This is a genomic window from Geobacillus sp. GHH01, from assembly GCF_000336445.1.
Classification (GTDB): domain Bacteria; phylum Bacillota; class Bacilli; order Bacillales; family Anoxybacillaceae; genus Geobacillus; species Geobacillus zalihae.
In genome coordinates this window covers 3,250,568-3,267,275 of record NC_020210.1, presented here as the reverse complement: position 1 = coordinate 3,267,275, position 16,708 = coordinate 3,250,568, and the positions used below count along the sequence as shown (strand labels likewise).

The 16,708-nt window shown below is 50.0% G+C and carries 15 protein-coding genes, 2 pseudogenes and 1 riboswitch; of the genes and pseudogenes, 14 read left to right on the top strand and 3 right to left on the bottom strand.

Annotated elements, in window-relative coordinates; all coding sequences use genetic code 11:
- The first annotated feature begins 348 nt into the window (after positions 1 to 348).
- The 3 genes from GHH_RS16165 to GHH_RS16155 all read left to right on the top strand — a co-directional run bounded on the left by GHH_RS16165 (position 349) and on the right by GHH_RS16155 (position 3,641).
- Positions 349 to 1,725 carry an aspartate kinase gene (locus tag GHH_RS16165; protein WP_015375904.1) on the top strand — a complete coding sequence of 459 codons (1,377 nt, stop codon included), beginning with the start codon at positions 349 to 351 and terminating at the stop codon, positions 1,723 to 1,725.
- A 380-nt stretch (positions 1,726 to 2,105) separates the two neighbouring features.
- Positions 2,106 to 3,005: a processed acidic surface protein gene (locus GHH_RS16160; RefSeq protein WP_015375903.1), complete on the top strand. Its 900-nt coding sequence runs from the start codon at positions 2,106 to 2,108 to the stop codon at positions 3,003 to 3,005.
- 6 nt (positions 3,006 to 3,011) lie between these two features.
- The gene (locus GHH_RS16155) at positions 3,012 to 3,641 is read left to right on the top strand and encodes a class D sortase (RefSeq protein ID WP_015375902.1); all 630 of its coding nucleotides are present in this window, start codon (positions 3,012 to 3,014) and stop codon (positions 3,639 to 3,641) included.
- A gap of 57 nt (positions 3,642 to 3,698) precedes the next feature.
- On the opposite strand, the gene GHH_RS16150 is transcribed toward GHH_RS16155, so the two are convergent.
- A complete protein-coding gene (locus GHH_RS16150) occupies positions 3,699 to 4,139 on the bottom strand; it encodes a YwpF-like family protein (protein WP_015375901.1) in 441 nt (146 codons plus the stop codon).
- A 269-nt stretch (positions 4,140 to 4,408) separates the two neighbouring features.
- Between GHH_RS16150 and ssb the strand changes: the two genes are divergently transcribed.
- Complete coding sequence (gene ssb, locus GHH_RS16145; RefSeq protein ID WP_011232661.1) at positions 4,409 to 4,768, top strand: single-stranded DNA-binding protein; 360 nt, start codon at positions 4,409 to 4,411, stop codon at positions 4,766 to 4,768.
- 120 nt (positions 4,769 to 4,888) lie between these two features.
- Here ssb and GHH_RS16140 read toward each other — a convergent pair whose 3' ends face one another.
- Positions 4,889 to 5,296: a helix-turn-helix domain-containing protein gene (locus tag GHH_RS16140; RefSeq protein WP_015375900.1), complete on the bottom strand. Its 408-nt coding sequence runs from the start codon at positions 5,294 to 5,296 to the stop codon at positions 4,889 to 4,891.
- Between the two features lie 208 nt (positions 5,297 to 5,504).
- Between GHH_RS16140 and GHH_RS16135 the strand changes: the two are divergent.
- From GHH_RS16135 to GHH_RS16090, 10 genes and pseudogenes are all read left to right on the top strand, one after another.
- A pseudogene (locus GHH_RS16135) lies at positions 5,505 to 6,015 on the top strand (hypothetical protein).
- Between the two features lie 154 nt (positions 6,016 to 6,169).
- Positions 6,170 to 7,522, top strand: coding sequence for a peptidoglycan-binding protein (locus tag GHH_RS16130; protein ID WP_015375898.1), 1,353 nt, complete (start codon positions 6,170 to 6,172; stop codon positions 7,520 to 7,522).
- Positions 7,523 to 7,806: 284 nt separating this feature from the next.
- The gene (locus tag GHH_RS16125; RefSeq protein ID WP_015375897.1) at positions 7,807 to 8,586 is read left to right on the top strand and encodes a hypothetical protein; all 780 of its coding nucleotides are present in this window, start codon (positions 7,807 to 7,809) and stop codon (positions 8,584 to 8,586) included.
- 380 nt (positions 8,587 to 8,966) lie between these two features.
- Positions 8,967 to 11,015 (top strand): S-layer protein, encoded by a 2,049-nt coding sequence (locus tag GHH_RS16120; RefSeq protein ID WP_015375896.1) that lies wholly within the window; start codon positions 8,967 to 8,969, stop codon positions 11,013 to 11,015.
- A gap of 91 nt (positions 11,016 to 11,106) precedes the next feature.
- Entirely contained in the window at positions 11,107 to 11,667 is a 561-nt protein-coding gene (locus GHH_RS16115) for a hypothetical protein (RefSeq protein WP_041470604.1), read from the top strand.
- A 247-nt stretch (positions 11,668 to 11,914) separates the two neighbouring features.
- Entirely contained in the window at positions 11,915 to 12,433 is a 519-nt protein-coding gene (locus tag GHH_RS16110; RefSeq protein WP_015375895.1) for a RadC family protein, read from the top strand.
- Positions 12,434 to 12,536: 103 nt separating this feature from the next.
- Positions 12,537 to 12,953 carry a hypothetical protein gene (locus tag GHH_RS16105; RefSeq protein WP_041470761.1) on the top strand — a complete coding sequence of 139 codons (417 nt, stop codon included), beginning with the start codon at positions 12,537 to 12,539 and terminating at the stop codon, positions 12,951 to 12,953.
- Between the two features lie 81 nt (positions 12,954 to 13,034).
- The gene (locus GHH_RS16100) at positions 13,035 to 13,499 is read left to right on the top strand and encodes a hypothetical protein (protein ID WP_015375893.1); all 465 of its coding nucleotides are present in this window, start codon (positions 13,035 to 13,037) and stop codon (positions 13,497 to 13,499) included.
- Between the two features lie 96 nt (positions 13,500 to 13,595).
- Positions 13,596 to 13,678, top strand: a riboswitch (cyclic di-GMP riboswitch).
- 27 nt (positions 13,679 to 13,705) lie between these two features.
- Positions 13,706 to 14,431, top strand: a complete 726-nt coding sequence (locus GHH_RS16095) for a hypothetical protein (RefSeq protein ID WP_015375892.1) — start codon at positions 13,706 to 13,708, stop codon at positions 14,429 to 14,431.
- 31 nt (positions 14,432 to 14,462) lie between these two features.
- Positions 14,463 to 15,136, top strand: a pseudogene (locus GHH_RS16090) (group II intron maturase-specific domain-containing protein); the annotation flags it as partial.
- Between the two features lie 170 nt (positions 15,137 to 15,306).
- Here the strand turns inward: GHH_RS16090 and GHH_RS16085 are convergent.
- Complete coding sequence (locus GHH_RS16085) at positions 15,307 to 16,368, bottom strand: hypothetical protein (RefSeq protein WP_033026388.1); 1,062 nt, start codon at positions 16,366 to 16,368, stop codon at positions 15,307 to 15,309.
- Between the last annotated feature and the right edge of the window lie 340 nt (positions 16,369 to 16,708).

Below are 16,708 nucleotides of genomic sequence, written 5' to 3'. Positions count from 1 at the left end.
TGCAACGAAGAAGTTTAACATATCCTTGACGGAAAAGCGGTTTGTCCATTTTCGACTGTCGAGGGCAAGCCTGTAGCTTGGAAGACCGAACAACCATCCGCTTCACAGACCTATACTGGGGCTGAAAGCGGCGTTGTTCGGTCGCTCGACAGTCGATCCAATGCTCGGTAAAAGCTTCAAATGGTAAAGCTTCAAATGGCATCTATATGTTTTGAAAAGAGTCATGGTCGGCGATGGCGGTGTTTTGGGACGTTGGCGGAAATTTCTAAAAAATGAATAGTTCCATGGGCGGAAAAATGTGATATGATAAACAATTATAGAGACTTTCGACAGAAAGGGTCATGAACGATGAAAGTAGCTAAATTCGGTGGAAGTTCGGTGGCGAGCGCTGCACAATTCCGTAAAGTGGCTGATATCATCAGCTCGGATATCGAGCGCCGCATCGTCGTCGTGTCGGCGCCGGGGAAACGGTACAAGGACGATGTGAAAGTGACCGATATGCTCATCCAGCTGGCCGAACAAGTTGTGGCTGGCGAGCCGCATGAGGAAACAATGGAAGCGATCGTGAAGCGGTATGCTGACATTGCCAATGAGCTGGGGCTGGAAGCCGACGGCTTTTTGGCCGAGCTTGTCGATGACTTGCAGTCGAAAATCAGCGCCTATCGAAGCGAGCCGCCTCGGTTGTTTGACGCCATTAAAGCGAGCGGCGAAGACCATAACGCAAGGCTCATGGCGCTCTATTTGCAAGATTGCGGGCTTGAGGCGAGCTACGTCAGCCCGCTTGAAGCCGGCATCATCGTCACCGATGAGCCGGGCAACGCCCAAGTGCTGCCGGAGTCGTACGACAAACTGAAGCAGCTGCGCGAACGGCGCGGCGTTTTGGTCATCCCAGGATTTTTCGGCTATTCCCGATCGGGCCATATCGTCACGTTCCCGCGCGGCGGGTCGGATATTACGGGCTCGATCGTCGCCGCGGGCGTCAAAGCGGACGTGTACGAAAACTTTACCGACGTCGATTCGATTTATTGCGTCAACCCGTCGATCGTCGCCGATGCCCGCAAGCTGAAAGAAATCACGTACCGCGAGATGCGTGAACTGTCGTATTCCGGATTTTCCGTCTTTCATGACGAGGCGCTTGAGCCGGTCTATCGCGCCGGCATTCCCGTTTGCGTAAAAAACACAAACAACCCGGCCGCTCCAGGCACGTGGATCGTCGCCAAGCGCAACCATATCGACGAACCGGTCGCCGGCATTGCAAGCGACACTGGCTTTTGCAGCATCAACATCAGCAAATACTTAATGAACCGTGAGATTGGCTTTGGCCGGCGTGTGCTGCAAATTTTAGAAGACGAAGGCATCTCCTACGAACATACGCCGTCCGGCATCGACAACATGTCGATCATTTTGCGGGCAGATCAACTCGTGGATGGAAAAGATGAGCGCATCCTCGCCCGCATCCGCGAGGAGCTTGCCGTCGATGAGGTGACGATTGAGTACGGCTTGGCGCTCATTATGGTCGTCGGCGAAGGAATGGAAAAAACGATCGGGATGGCGGCGAAAGCCACGACTGCGCTCGCCAACGCCAACATCAACTTGGAGATGATCAACCAAGGTTCGTCCGAAGTGAGCATGATGTTCGGCGTCAAAGAAGAAGTCGTCAACGAGGCGGTTCGCGCCTTGTACAACGCCTACTTCCAACAGGCAACCGTAAGCCACCTTTCCTAACGCGAAACAGGCGTCCGAAACTCGGGCGCCTGTTCTTATGTACCGAGAAGCCCCCGCTTTCACGCGATCAGCCGAAGGGGGGAATGAATCAGCGTCTTCCATCATGGATGTCCCCCAACGCCGCTCAAAATATCTTGAAAGAAGGACTTCGTTGGAACAGCCAAGTCACAGGGACAGACGGGGATGGTCTGGCTGGCAGTCTGCCTTATGGCAGGTGTCCCCGAGAATCTCCCATCTCTAAGCGTTTGCGTAGGTGGGAGAACGTTCAAGCGCTCTAGGCCGAGCTTTCTTCTTTTTTCGCTCGTTGGCGTACATAAGAGCGGCATGTTCGGAAAATACTACCAATGTACGTCAAAGAAAGCGGAAGGGAGGAAGAACGAATGCGGCAATGGCTAGGAATGGCCGTGCTTGTCGCTGTTTTCGCTTCGTTTCCGGCTGGAGCGGCGGCCATCAGCCGAAGCGAGCTGGAGCAGTACGCTGAGAGTGTCGGCTGGACGGTGAGCGACTTGTTGGACTATTTAGATCGATACGGCTTGACAGCCGCCGATTTTCGCACCATGGATGAACTGAAACAATGGCTTGGCACGCCCATCACCGACGAGCGGCTTCATGCCGTTCTGCGCCGGCACGGGCTGACGGTCGAGGAGCTCGAGGCGCTGCTTGGCCAGTTTGGCGAAACGGTGCAAGACTACACATTTGTCGAAGACTTAGACCGGGCCATCCGTTTTTACTCGCAGCACAACGCCGCCATGCAGCAAATCAACGACTTGCTTGGGGTGCTCGGGATGACGGAACAAGAAGTGCGCGCCTTCACCCGCCATATCGCCTCGCTTGACGACCCGCAGGTAGCAGAGCGGCTTTTGGCGCTTCGTGAGCGGCTGCGCCCGTTTGCGGAGACGGAAGGGCCGTGGACGGAAACAGAGCGCCGCAAACTGCGGGCGATGTGGGAAGAGGGGCTTCGCCTGCTTGAGCTTAAGGCGGACGTGCCGGACATCAAGACGGCCGGAGCGAAGCCCATCCATGTTCGCTTGTACACCCGCCAAGGCGAGAAGGTCGCCGATATCGCCATAACGCGGGAGATGCTCACATCAGGCTACATCGTCCGCGCGGGGGAGAAAGGCATTGACGCCGGGCTGCTCGCTGTCGAGATGAAAGGAAAGATGTATGGGGAAAAACTGCCGGAGACGGCGTCGCCGTATTTGGCCTATACGTTGGCCGGACTGATGCTCGCTTCCGCCGGGTTCCTTCTTTACCGGCGGGTCGGGCGGCTGAAAGGGTGAAGGAACGTGAACGGCAAGCCCGCGCAGTTTTCGTGGGGGCGCCGGGCCGCCCAATGGGCGGCGCTTTGGGCGATCGTCATCGGGGCGGCGACAGCCGGTTGGAACGGCTATTGGTACACCGTCGGTCGGATGGCGGTCAAGCGGGATGCCCCTGCGCCTTCCTCACCGCCGGCCGCAAGCCTTCCAGCGGAACGTTCGGCGCAAAAAGACGCACCGCTTGGCGTCTACCTTGGCGAACTTGCCATTCCGAAGCTCGGGGCGGCGATTCCGGTGTATGAAGGCGTTCGTGAACAAGAATTGCGCCGAGGCGTCGGCCATTATCCGGCGAGCGATTGGCCAGGGGAAAAAGGGCATGTCGTGCTATCCGGGCACCGCGATACTGTGTTCCGCCGCTTTGGCGAGCTTGAGATCGGCGATGCGCTTATCATTCGGACGGATCGCGCCGCCATCCATTACCGCATCGTCAACATTCGCATCGTCGATGACGACGACCGGACCGTTTTGGTCGAGAAAGCGCGCCCGACGCTGACGGTGACGACGTGCTACCCGTTTCGCCTCATCGGCCGCGCTCCGAAACGCTGCATCGTCACCGCCCGCCCGGTTCGGGTTGATGCCCTGGCGTTTCCAAGACGATGATTCACTTGCCTGCAGGAAGGCAAACAAAAAAGGCTGGAAAGTGCGCTCTCCAGCCTTTTACCTTTTCCGTTCCTGCGGCGCCTTGGCATCGATTCGCTCATGCATTTGCTGGCGAAACTCTTGAAGCAGCGCCTCGCCTTGCAGCCCTTTCTTGACAAGGCCGGCCAGCACGACTTCCGCCAAATGGGTGCGCCGCGGGATCATCAGCCCTTCCATCAAGACGCTAATGTGGCCGTTCATTTTCGTGATCGAACGGACGGCGACGAGCATGTTGGCCGGGTCGTTGCTCGTGTGGGTGATCGTCACTTGCAGTTGAAACTCTGGACGCCGCTGCAAGCTCACAAACATTGGCTCATAGTCGTCATCCAAATACGCCTCCACGAGCCAGCGGTTTTGCCCGTCTTCTTTGTTGATGATCAACCCGTCAATAAACGGGATGTCTTGGTGGTGCATGTCGTCATCGATGACCGAGAGCCCGACAAGCTTGAACGTTTTCATCTCGTCCACCTCGTTACCGTTGTCTTATCCAAGATTATAGCACAGGCGGACGAGGGAAGAAAAACGGGATGCCGCCCCTGTTGCTGAAAAACGATCTGCATGTTTTCCGTCGGATGCCAAAAACGCCATTTTGCCCCGCCATTGTCGACGAAGATTTCGCCTTTTTCGCTGGATTGTATCTATAGAGTGCACAAAAAAATGCAAAAATCGCGATTTTACGACCCAAAACGAGATTCGTTATCATAAAGGTGCGGTGGAGGAAAGGGGGGATGCGCCAACACATGATCAACCAAGTCGTGTTGGTCGGCCGATTGACGAAAGATCCCGAGCTTCGCTACACGGCCGAAGGGGCTGCCGTCGCGACTGTCACACTGGCGGTGGCGAGAAATTTCCGCAACGCGGAAGGGGGGATTGACGCCGATTTCGTTCCATGCGTTTTATGGCGGAAAACGGCGGAACATACCGCCAATTATTGCCGAAAAGGGTCGATGGTGGCGGTGACGGGGAGAATCCAAACGCGCCGCTACGATAAAAAAGACGGTCAACGCGTCTATGTCACCGAAGTCGTCGCGGAGTCCGTCCAATTTCTCCACTCCGGAAAGAAACCAGAATGGCCGGAGCACGTATAGTCGTTTCCCCATCCATGCCTTTCAAAGCGAATCCCCAAGAGAAAGAACGTGTCCCCAAACACTCCCCCAACGGATGGCGCTAGCACGTCGTTGTTAGCGCTTTTTTCAGCATGAGGGGAGCTACATGAGCTCGGAGCACTCTTTTACGATTGTCATGATCATCGTTTCGACATGTTTTCGCTTTTTATCCGGCAGCTTCGCGAGCGCGTACACCGCTTCGCTCATCTCTTGGTTATGAAGCAAGTAGTCCAACGCCGCGAGCACCGTTTCGTGCACGTCCGCCGTTCCGTACATGTCCGTCACTTCGCGCAACAGCTCGCGCTGGCGCGTTTCGCCGCCAAGCAAAAAATCGGCGCTGACGTCAAACAACTGGCAGAGCTTCTCAAGCGACTGCACATCGGGAAGCAAACTGCCGTTTTCCCATTTGCTGATTTGCGAACGCGATACATTCAGTTGCTCGGCCAGCTCTTCCTGTGTCCAGCGCCGTTCTTTTCGCAATCGTTTGAGCGTTTCCCCAAGGTTTGTCATCGTTTGTCACCACGCTTTTCATCATTACTCTTTAAAGATAGAAAAGCGCGGAGGTAATGGTTGTTCCTTTTTGGACCATTTATTTCTTCGTTTCCAAATTAGAACATATTTGTCGATTATTCTGTCGTTCGGCCTCTTTTTTGCCCAGGAAGCACATAGTACAATTAGTTAAAAATGGGAAATTTATAAGCAAAAAGAGGGGGTCAAGGTGAACATCTATCTTGCCGATTTTGTCATTTGTGAACGAAACGGGCAGAAGCATACGCAAAAACTGTACCATATCTATATTAAGGAAATGAAAAATCCGTTTTCCGTTCGGCTGAAAACGATCGCCCCGGCCAGTTTCACCGATTCGCTGCGCTCGCTGAAAAACGAAGGTGGACGGATGCGTTTTGCATCGGAAGGCGAGGCGCTGTTTCGCACGATCACGTGCTCGTCCGAAGCTCAGCTCTATTTTGTGTTTAAATGCACGAGCCAGTTGTACATGTTCATCGTCAAGCTCGACCTTCGCCAAAAAAAAGTTTACCGTCGCCCTCTACGAGTGGAACGAACCGAAGCAAAAATACATCCCGATCCGCGTTGACGAATGGCTGGCGATGGAAAAACAGCTCATTTATGAAGTGCTGCAGTCGATTTACCTTGTCGATGATCGGCGTGTGTCGCACTTGTTCGCCAATCTGTCGCGTCCGAAACGGGGAACACCCCATTCCGGTTCATGATCTTCTTTCTTCTCCCAATGGAAAAAAGCATTTCCTTTCATGGCTTTCATACGATATACTGAAAATATAGAACATTGCCGCGCCTCATCTTGAACATCCACTCAGGACAAGACGACAACAAACGAAAGGGGCGGCGAAGGGAGAGGACGCGTCCGTGAAACCGAATCACGCCTTCTTTGCCGCTGCCATGGTTTCGTCCTTTTTTCTTGCCCCGGATGACAGCCAGGCGGCGGAATGGAAAAAAGGCATGAGTTCCCCCGAGATTGCACAAATCCAGCAGCGTTTAAAGGAACAAGGCTTTTTTACATACCCGAAAGCGACCGGCTACTTTGGCGCCATCACCGAAGAAGCGGTCAAGGCGTTCCAACGGGCGATGAACCTGCCGACGACCGGCATCGTCGATGCCGCCACCTACGCGAAGCTGAAAAAGCCTGCGTCAAACGACACGCTTGCCATCGGGTCCCGCGGCGCGGCCGTCCGCGATTTGCAGCGCTGGCTGAAGCAGCTCGGCTATTTCCGCTATCCTCAAATCACCGGCTACTATGGCGCGGTGACCGCCGATGCGGTGAAGCAGTTTCAACGGGCGAACGGGCTTCCCGCCACCGGCCGGGCGGATCGTGGGACGCTTGAACGGCTGAAGCAAAAAGCAACAAGCCAGCCAGTGGAGTCGTCTGACGTGTTGACAATCGGTGATCGCGGCGACGACGTCCGCAAGCTGCAGCAGCAGCTTAAACAACTCGGCTACTTTACCTATTCGGACATCACCGGCTACTATGGGGTGCTGACCGCCGACGCCATCCGCCGCTTTCAACGCGACAACGGCCTGCCAGTGACCGGCGCGGTCGACAACCAAACCGTTGCCCGCCTCGCGAGCGCAGTAAAAGCGAAAACGACCTCCCCTGCACCGATCGAACGCGAGCGTCAAGCGGTTCGCCTCTCAATCGGCGCGCTCGGCGACGACGTCAAGCGCATTCAGACGAAGCTCAAAGAGCTCGGCTACTTCTGGACGGACATCACCGGCTACTACGGCACCGCCACCGCCGATGCCGTCCGCCGTTTTCAACAAGCGGCCCAACTCCCCGCAACCGGCGTTGTGGACGGCGAAACATACGAGCGCCTGATCGGACAAGCCCCTGCGGCGAAGCTGGACGTCATCGAACTCGTCGCCGATGCGGCTGAGCTGCTCGGCGTCCCGTACGTTTGGGGCGGCGAGACGCCGGAAGAGGGATTTGACTGCAGCGGGTTCATTTTTTACCTTTTCCAGCAACAAGGCATCGCCGTGCCGCGCACCGTCGCCTTGATGTGGAATGCAGGCGCATCGGTTTCCGCCCCGGAAGTCGGCGACATCGTCTTTTTCGCCACGACCACGAATAGCCCGTCGCACGCCGGCATCTATATCGGCAACGGCCAGTTCATTCATAGCGGCGCTTCGACCGGCGTGACGACGAGCCGCCTCGACCAACCGTATTGGAAACAGCGGTACTTGGGGGCGAAGCGGTTCTTTTAGCATGCTATATAGATGCAACGAAGAAGTTTACCATATCCTTGACGGAAAAGCGGTTTATCCCTTTTCGACTGTCGCAGGCAAGCCACAGGCTTCTCCGTCACGCCTTGGCGTGACGGAGGACCGAACAACCGCCTGCTTCACAGACTCATATATGTGTCTGTGAAGCGGCGTTGTTCGGTCGCCCGACAGTCGATCAAACGCCCGCTAAAAGCTGCAAATGGTAAAGCTTCAAATTGCATCTATATAGAACGACACCGATGACCAAAATGAGGAGGAAAACGAAGATGAAACATGCATTCCAAATGGCAGCCGCCATCTGCCTCGCCGCCGCCATCGCCCTCGGAGGAAATGGGCAAACGGTTGACGCCGCCGTCCAATGGGGGCAAGTCCAATGGAAACAAGGCATGATCGGCAAAGTCGTCATTTTGCGCGACACGCCCCTATACCGCTTGAACGGAGCAGCATGGCAGTCCGCCATGACGGCGAAACAAGGGCGCGAGTATCGCGCCTACAGCCAAAAACGGGCAGGCGGCGCCGTCTATTACAGCCTCGGCGGCGGACTGTATGCCAAACAAGGGGATGCCATCCAATACGTGCCGTTCACCAAAGACGAACTTCTCGCCCTTGTCGCCCGCTCATTGAAAGGGCAATACATTCTTCAGGCAGGAAATGAATCCGTCCCGTTCGTCATTGAGCGGCAAAAAGGAAATCGTCTGTTCGGCTGGTATTTATACGGCCAAAATATGTCATTGCCGCTTGAAGGCCGCATCGACGGCGCCGCGGTGACACTCTCCATTTATTTCAACGACAATGCCGAAGCGATCGCCGACTCGATCTCTTACTTAAAAGCGTACAACGTGCCGAAGGAAGAGATCGAAAAAATCGCCGAACAGCTCGCCAACAGCGGCGATTACGCCATGCAGCTGCAATTTTCCATCACGAACAGCCCGGAACAATTCGCAGGACAGTTCCGCTTTCTCGATTTGTACCTGAATGACCGCTATGACGTCGTCAAAATGACGCTTGGCCAACCGATGGACGTCACGGTGAAGAAAAACGATTGATGTTTTTGCACAAAATGTTTGCCAACCAAAACCATCAAACTGCCAAAATATCGTTCTAAATTTCTGTTACAGGCATATTCATATCAATGTCGCCATCGATGGCAATAATTTCAATGGCATATTCTCTAAAAAATTTGTATTTAGGGCTAGAATTTAGAAGAAAAATGTATTATTATAGGAGACGTGGAGCATTGAGAAATTATGCTCAAGTGCTCAAGTGCTAGCAACAGATGCTAGGCTTTCTAATCAGCCCAGCATCTAGCCGTCAAGGATGATATTGGTTGATGTTAGCACCTTTTAGGCAATGAATCTACTAAACGGCAGCCGTTTAGGATCATTGTCTTAAAGTTTCATAAAAATGAAGGGGGATTTTAGGCTTTATGGACAAAAAGAAAGCAGTCAAACTCGCCACAGCCAGCGCTGTAGCAGCGAGCGCTTTCGTCGCAGCCAACCCGCATGCTTCCCAAGCAGCCACGGACGTTGCGACGGTCGTCAGCCAAGCGAAAGCGCAAATGAAGCAAGCGTACTATACGTACAGCCACACGGTAACGGAAACGGGCCAATTCCCGGACATTAACGATGTATACGCAGCCTACAACAAAGCAAAACAAGCGTATGCGAACGCTGTCGCTGTTGTGAACAAAGCCGGCGGCGCGAAGAAAGACGCGTATTTGGCTGACTTGCAAGCTACATACGAAACGTATGTATTCAAAGCCAATCCGAAATCGGGCGAAGCGCGCGTGGCTACGTACATCGACGCTTACAACTATGCGACAAAATTAGACGCGATGCGTCAAGAACTCAAAGCAGCCGTCGATGCGAAAGATCTGAAAAAAGCAGAAGAGCTCTACCACAAAATTTCGTACGAGCTCAGAACGCGCACGGTCATCCTGGATCGCGTCTACGGCCAAACGACGCGCGAACTCCTCCGTTCGACGTTCAAAGCCGATGCTCAAGCATTGCGCGACAGCTTGATCTACGACATCACCGTTGCCATGAAAGCGCGTGAAGCGCAAGACGCCGTCAAAGCCGGCAACTTGGACAAAGCGAAAGCCGCGCTTGACCAAGTCAACCAATATGTATCGAAAGTAACCGATGCGTTCAAAGCTGAACTGCAAAAAGCAGCACAAGACGCCAATGCGGCGTATGAAGCGGCATTGACGCCGAAGGTTGAGAGTGTAAGTGCGATTAATGCTAAAGAATTAGTTGTTAAGTTTAATAAAGCTATTGATAAAAATACAATTATTGATGATAAAGGTACGAGCGCAACTGGGGACGATACGCTGAAATCTGGAGTAGTTAAGATTAACGGTTCTGATGCTGCTTCTAACTATGCTAGCTTGAGTGCGGACGGTAAAACTTTAACTATCCAGTTAGCATCTTATACTGCTGGTGCAAACGTTAAATTTGAATTAATTAACGACGGAACTAACTATGTTAAATCTGTTGATGGTAAAAAGGTACCAGCATATGCTGGACTAGTAACAACTGAAGATACAACTCGTGCGGAATTAACAAAAGTTGAATATGTAACTCCAGAAAAAGTTCGTGTATATTTCTCTGAACCAGTTCAAAATCCTGCAGCAGGTGAGTTGACTGTTGCTTATGCAGATGGTACTTCTGTTTCTTTAACTCCAACTCAACCATCTGGTGCTGCAGTTAACTACGTTGAATTTGACATAAGTGGTTTAACAGCAGGAAAAGACACTAAAATTACTTTCAATGGAATTAAAGACTATGCTAACAATGTATCTAAGCCAATATCTGTAACAGTTAAAAAAGACGATTCTGATAAAGTTGCTCCAACAGTTCAATCAATTGTTGCAACTTCACCAACAACTTTTGAAATCAAATTCTCTGAGAATTTAAAAACAATTGGTGCAGGTGCAGTTAAGGTTAATGGTACTGCTGTGACTGGAGCTGGTACTAGCGTTGCAATTTCTTCTACTGACAGTTCTGTAGTCAAAGTAACTCTTGCTTCACCAGTTACAGGTGTTGTTCCAGTTGTTGTTGAAGCTGATGTAGCACGAGACTTCAATGGAAACAAAAATACAGAGTTTACACAATTGGTAAATTTCAATGCTGATAAAGTAGCACCTGAGATTCAATCTTATAAAGTTGTTAATAAAAACTCTGAGAACTACTTAGTTCTTACATTCAGTGAAGCGGTATCAAAAGTTTCTACAGCTAACTTAGATTTCAAATATACTGACAAGTTTGGTGTTACTCAAACTATCACAGTTCCTAACTCTAATGTATCTGTGACTTCAGACGCAAAAGTGGTAGAAATTAAGCTAGAAGATAATGCTACACCTGCTGCTGATTTACCATCTAACATTGCATTTACAGTTGACATTCCAAAAGGATTCTTTAAAGATGGGTTCAACAATGATTCAGTAGCAAAAAACTTTAACATTTACAATCGATAGCACTTCTAGCAAGTTAACTCTTAAAGGTGCAACTCCAATTGTTGACGAATCTGGTAAAGGTGGCACATTATTAGTAGACTTCGCAAATCCTGTGGATGTTGCTTCTGCTACTAATGTTGCAAACTACATCGTTGAAGATGCGCAAGTTCAAAAAGTAGAGTTAGTATCAAACTCTGACTCCGGTGCTCGAGTACGTGTTTACTTAGCAGACAATACTGTTGAAGTATCTGGTAACTATAATGTAACGGTTAAAGGTATTAAAGGATTCTATTCAAACGTTACGGAAATGGACCCTGTAACTAAGAATATTTTTATCACGGAAAACGTAAGACCAACTGTTTCTAAAGTGGCTATTGATAGCTTCACTGGTTCTGCTACCAACTTAACTTTAACTGTTAGCGAACCAGTAACTAATGCAGATGCTACTACAAATGATTATGCTCTATACATTGATGGTGTTGAAGTTACAAATAAAACTGTGACTGTAGCTGCCCAATCAACAGCTGCTAATACGCTTTCAGTTGTAATTAATGAAGACTTGTCCGATGAACTTGCTGCTGGTAAGTCAGTTAAACTTGTTGCTAAAGACACACTTGATATTCAAGATGTTAATAACAACAAGATTTCAGCATCTGATATCATTATTAAGTAAAGGGTTGCGTGTCTGTCGCCACTTGAAAAATGTCGAAAGGCTCTGCAGAGAGAAATCTCTGCAGGGCTTTTTTGTATTAAAGTCAGCAAACCTACTATCAGTCCATGGTCTCTTTTAAGAGACTGTATCAAAAAACTTTTTAAGCATTTAATATAATTATGAACATCAGCTGCAAATTCCATACATTTTGAATAGCCTCAATTCCTTTCGGGGAATTGGGGCTATTTTTGTTTTAGGAGGGAAAAGGATGAGCAAGTATCAAACCATCAACCACCAACAGCTAGAGTTGCTAGAAAGGGAGGTGTCTTCCAAGCAGCCAGCGAAGCGCGTCAACATCGTGAGCCTGAAGCTCGTTCGTGAGTCTAGCGTGCTGTACAGGGAGCGGCAAATCAAATCTCCGGAAGACGCGTACAAGTTGCTGAAGCCGTTTCTCGTGGAAGCCGACCGTGAGAAGTTTGTCGTTGTCTGCCTTGACACGAAAAACCAGCCGACTGCCATCAACGTTTGCCATGTCGGCAGCCTGAACGCCAGCATCGTGCATCCGAGGGAGGTGATGAAGGCTGCCATTCTCTCCAACTCGGCTTCCATCATCGTAGCCCATAATCATCCCAGCGGTCATTGCCAGCCGTCGAGGGAAGACATTGAAGTGACAAAAAGGCTCGTGGAGGCAGGAAGGATCCACTCGAGGATTAATCGAAACAGAGAAACATTGGTTGGGCCTCTATTTTTTTTCATTCATATGCAGGAGTTTGCTTGTTTTTGTTGAAAGAATCCTTAATGATGCATGAACGGAGATTGCTCGTCATTTTGTTGGGGGCAGATGAGCCTGTTGCAAATATGACAAAAAAAGGGGGGGAGAAAAGGTGAAGATGTTTGAGTACCGCTTTGCCATTACACCTCTGTTTCACTTCATTGCAAGCAAATCGATGGAAGCAGGCTTGCATGTATGTGATGGACGTGGAAAGCAAACCGTGCAGTTGTTTATGAATGATGCAGCTTCCGAGAAAGGGAAGAAGCGCATCGGAGCCATACAATATGAAGGAAGCAACGATTACGCAATGAAAGAGCCTTACATTGTCAGCTGGAGGTTTGAACGGGCGTTGCTTCCGGATGGCCTCAAACAAGACTTGGAGGCGATCACGGCGTTTCGCAGAGATCGAAACGCAGGCCCGTCCATCAATCCAAACGCTCAGTCGATTGCTTTTAAGTTTGAAGCGTTGACGGATGCCGTCAAAGAAACGATTGAGGCGATTACGGCTGTTCTTCAGAAGCATGCAAGACGTTGAAACGGTTGCGCGCCTGGCGCTTTTCGATGGGTGGGGCGGTTTGGCTAAGACGGAGATTGGAAGGGAAACGAGGGATTAGGAGTGGCGCATGTATTTCAAATGAAAACGAAGCCGCATGGGTTTCAGCGGTACGACGAATTCATTCGCGATCAGGTCATTGGGATTGGCTGGCCGCTGATTGGCAATTTGAACGGCATAAGCAAAGATGAACGGAGAGAACGATTGCGCAATGTGTACCATTATTCGGGGACGAAGCTTGGCAACGCTCTTGGGGCGATCTGGACGTTTGTCCATACGATGGAACAAGGGGATATCGTGTTGGTTCGCCATGGCGCATGGCTCAGCATCGGCATCATTGGCCCCTATCGCTATGTGAAACATCTCGACAATGATATCGATGGGTTTTGCCACCAGCGATCGGTGGAGTGGAAGATCATCAATGAAAACGTTCGGTTGTATAATGAGAAGGTGCATGAAACATTGCGGAACCCGGGAGTTGTGACAAAAAGCAAATATACTGTACACGAACTTCAACTAGGGATTTAATGGTGAACTAGGAACGTTTGAGACATATATGAAATGGTTCAAAGGTCGAAAATAGTCATTTCGTCTCGCTTCCTTGCGAAGAAAATCATGGTACAATCATGATAAAGGTACAGCTAAGGAAACTTAGCGTCACAAAGCTACAGGGGCTAAGGGGAAACCTATGCCAGCCAGCTGCCATTACCAAAATATAAAAGGAGGAATTGGTAATGTTGAAGAAAGGATGGCCGATTTTGGTGGCGTCGATGCTCGTCGCCTCTCCGGCGTGGGCGGCCGCCAAGCCTGCGGGCAAAGTGCATGAGCGCGAAACGATGGTGAAGAAAGTGGAAGTCGTCGTCAAGAAGAAGACGGAGCAAAAGGAAACAGAAGCGAAGAAAAAACAGGAATCGTCCAAGCAACAAAAATGGCTTGCGCAAAAGTTGGCGCAGTTACATAAAAAAGTGAGCCAAATTGAAGAGCGGTTAGACAAAGTGACCGCTCGCATTCAAGCATTGAGCGAAGCGGAACCGGCAACGGATACGCAAACCTCGCCGACGCCTGCGGATTCGGCGTCAACGGGCGAGCCGTCCGCTTCTCAACCGACAGAAGCCACAGCGGCAACTGACGCTCCGAGCGGACAAGCCGTAGCCGCTAATGACGCTGTAGCTCCGGCGTCCAGCGGGCAAACGGTAACGGAGGCGCCGTCTCCGATTTCCCAACAGCCTGTTGATGAGGATCAAGCGGAGCTTGATGAGGAAAAACAAGAACAAATCGATGGCCTCATCGGCCAGCTCATTGCCCTGTCCAACCAGCTGCGGGCGGTGACGAATGACATTCGCGCTCTTGAAAAGAAAGTCGGCGCCAACAACGCAGACATTCAGAAGGTAAAAGAAAAAGTCAAGGCGTTGAACGATCAAGTGCAAGCGAACAAAAAGGCGTTGCTCAATTTGCTATAGAAATGAGAAAGGGCGCCAGTGTGTGAAGTGCCCCCTGCTGGCGAACATCCTTCTCGACGATTTAGATAAGGAATTGGAGAAGCGAGGATTGAAATTCTACCGCTACGCAGATGACTGCAACATCTATGTGAAAAGTCTGCGGGCAGGACAACGGGTGAAACAAAGCATCCAACGGTTCTTGGAGAGAACACTCAAACTCAAGGTGAACGAGGAGAAAAGTGCGGTGGACCGCCCGTGGAAACGGGCCTTCCTTGGATTCAGCTTCACACCGGAACGAAAAGCGCGAATTCGCCTCGCCCCGGGGTCGATTCAACGTTTTAAACAGCGGATTCGACGACTGACCAACCCAAACTGGAGCGTATCGATGCCGGAACGAATTCATCGTGTCAATCAATACGTCATAGGATGGATTGGGTATTTTCGGCTCATCGAAACCCCGTCTGTCCTTCAGAACATCGAGGGATGGATTCGGAGGAGGCTTCGACTCTGCCAATGGCTTCAGTGGAAACGGGTCAGAACCAGAATCCGCGAATTAAGAGCGCTGGGGCTGAAGGAAACAGCGATCATGGAGATTGCCAATACCCGAAAAGGAGCCTGGCGAACAACCAAAACGCCGCAACTCCATCAAGCCCTGGGCAAGACATACTGGATCGCTCAGGGGCTAATAGTTTGACGCAACGATATTTCGAACTCCGTCAAGGTTGACGAACCGCCTAGTGCGGACCCGCATGCTAGGTGGTGTGAGGGGACGGGGGTTAGCCGCCCCCTCCTACTCGATTGCAATGGTGACCTTCTATTTTTGCTTGGGTTGCTTCTTTTCCTGCTCTTTTAGAAAAGACAGTCCTTAAAGGCATATTCTCTTTGCGAATAATGGATTATTTGAACAGCCTTTCTGCTTCCTTATCTACTCCTCTTTTTGTATATTCAAAGACGAGTGACCAGTATAGAGCAACTTTTGCTGTGGACCACATTTTTTCATTTTTGATAGTATATAATACGTCCCTAATTTTAAACGGAATGAAGAGTATTTGTTCCATTTCCCATTTCCCCGGGATTCCTCTGCTGCGTTGTTTCATAATTTCTTCGGCTTTTTCTTTACAGTGCGCAATGCCGATGATATTCCATTGATAGTATTGTTCATCTACACCGAACCCAAGAAATTTTATATTTTCCCTAGGGATGACAACGCCTAGTTCCTCTTCTGCGCCACGTACAGCAGTATTAAATAGGTCCGGCCCTTGTCCTACCGCTTTACGGTCGTGGGAAGGATGGATTGCTTCGACAACGCTAATATCCAACTCGTTTGGCCGCACCCCGCTTTCAGGCGATCGTTTGGTTAAAATGACGTAATTGTCTGAAGTAATGACAGTGATGGCTACGCCAACGCCGTTTGCTAGCGCTGGGATTGGTTGCCTAACTGTGTTTCCGGCCAAGTATTTCTCTCGGATTGTATAACCGGAAGGAAGTTGTTTATCTAGATTCATATTTAACGCTTTAAATGTATAATAATCTGAAGGAACGAACGAAAAAATGACTTTCATATCCTCATTCACTTTTGTTCGTAGAATTGAATATTTTTCGAGAGAGAGCAAAGGTCCATTCCAACTGTAGCTTTCCCCCCGTTGTTTCTTTGCATCTTCCGCTTTTTCTATTTCTCTCCTCAAAATTTTTAAATCACTGGGAAGCTCAACTGCATGGTTGTTTACTCTTGTTTCAATATTTTCAGGAGAGTAGGTCATAACGCCATCTCCGTCACAAACAATAAACGAAGTAGTTTCATTCCCAATGGTAAAATATGAGGGATCTTTAATAGTTTTTGGCTTTGCAAGGAGGCGCTTCATGTATTTGACAAATTTCCCCCAAGCCTCCTTTAGAGGGTCTCCTAAAATGACCCCGATGATCACACCGAGAACAGCATTGATGATGTCCCGCAACATTGCATACTCCCCTTGCAAATAAAAGCTCCAAGTTTTTATTTAATCATAACATTGATGAACGATGCGTGTCACTCCTTTAATGTCGGCTGTCATTCCTTTTTTTCTATCTTCCAACGGTTTTTTGATGTGTTCTTGCTAATGTTGAGCTGTCAATCGCTCTTCGGACGGAGGTTTCAATGATAATATACAGCATGAATGCGGAAAGGAAGATGGAAAAGATCAACCATTCCCAAGAATAGGACATGGTGTTTTCCTCTATCTCTTTCGATATTGTCTATTTATTTCCTCTATTTCCCTTGTTTTTCCTATCAAAATTTTGTTGCTTTTATGGTAATATGTA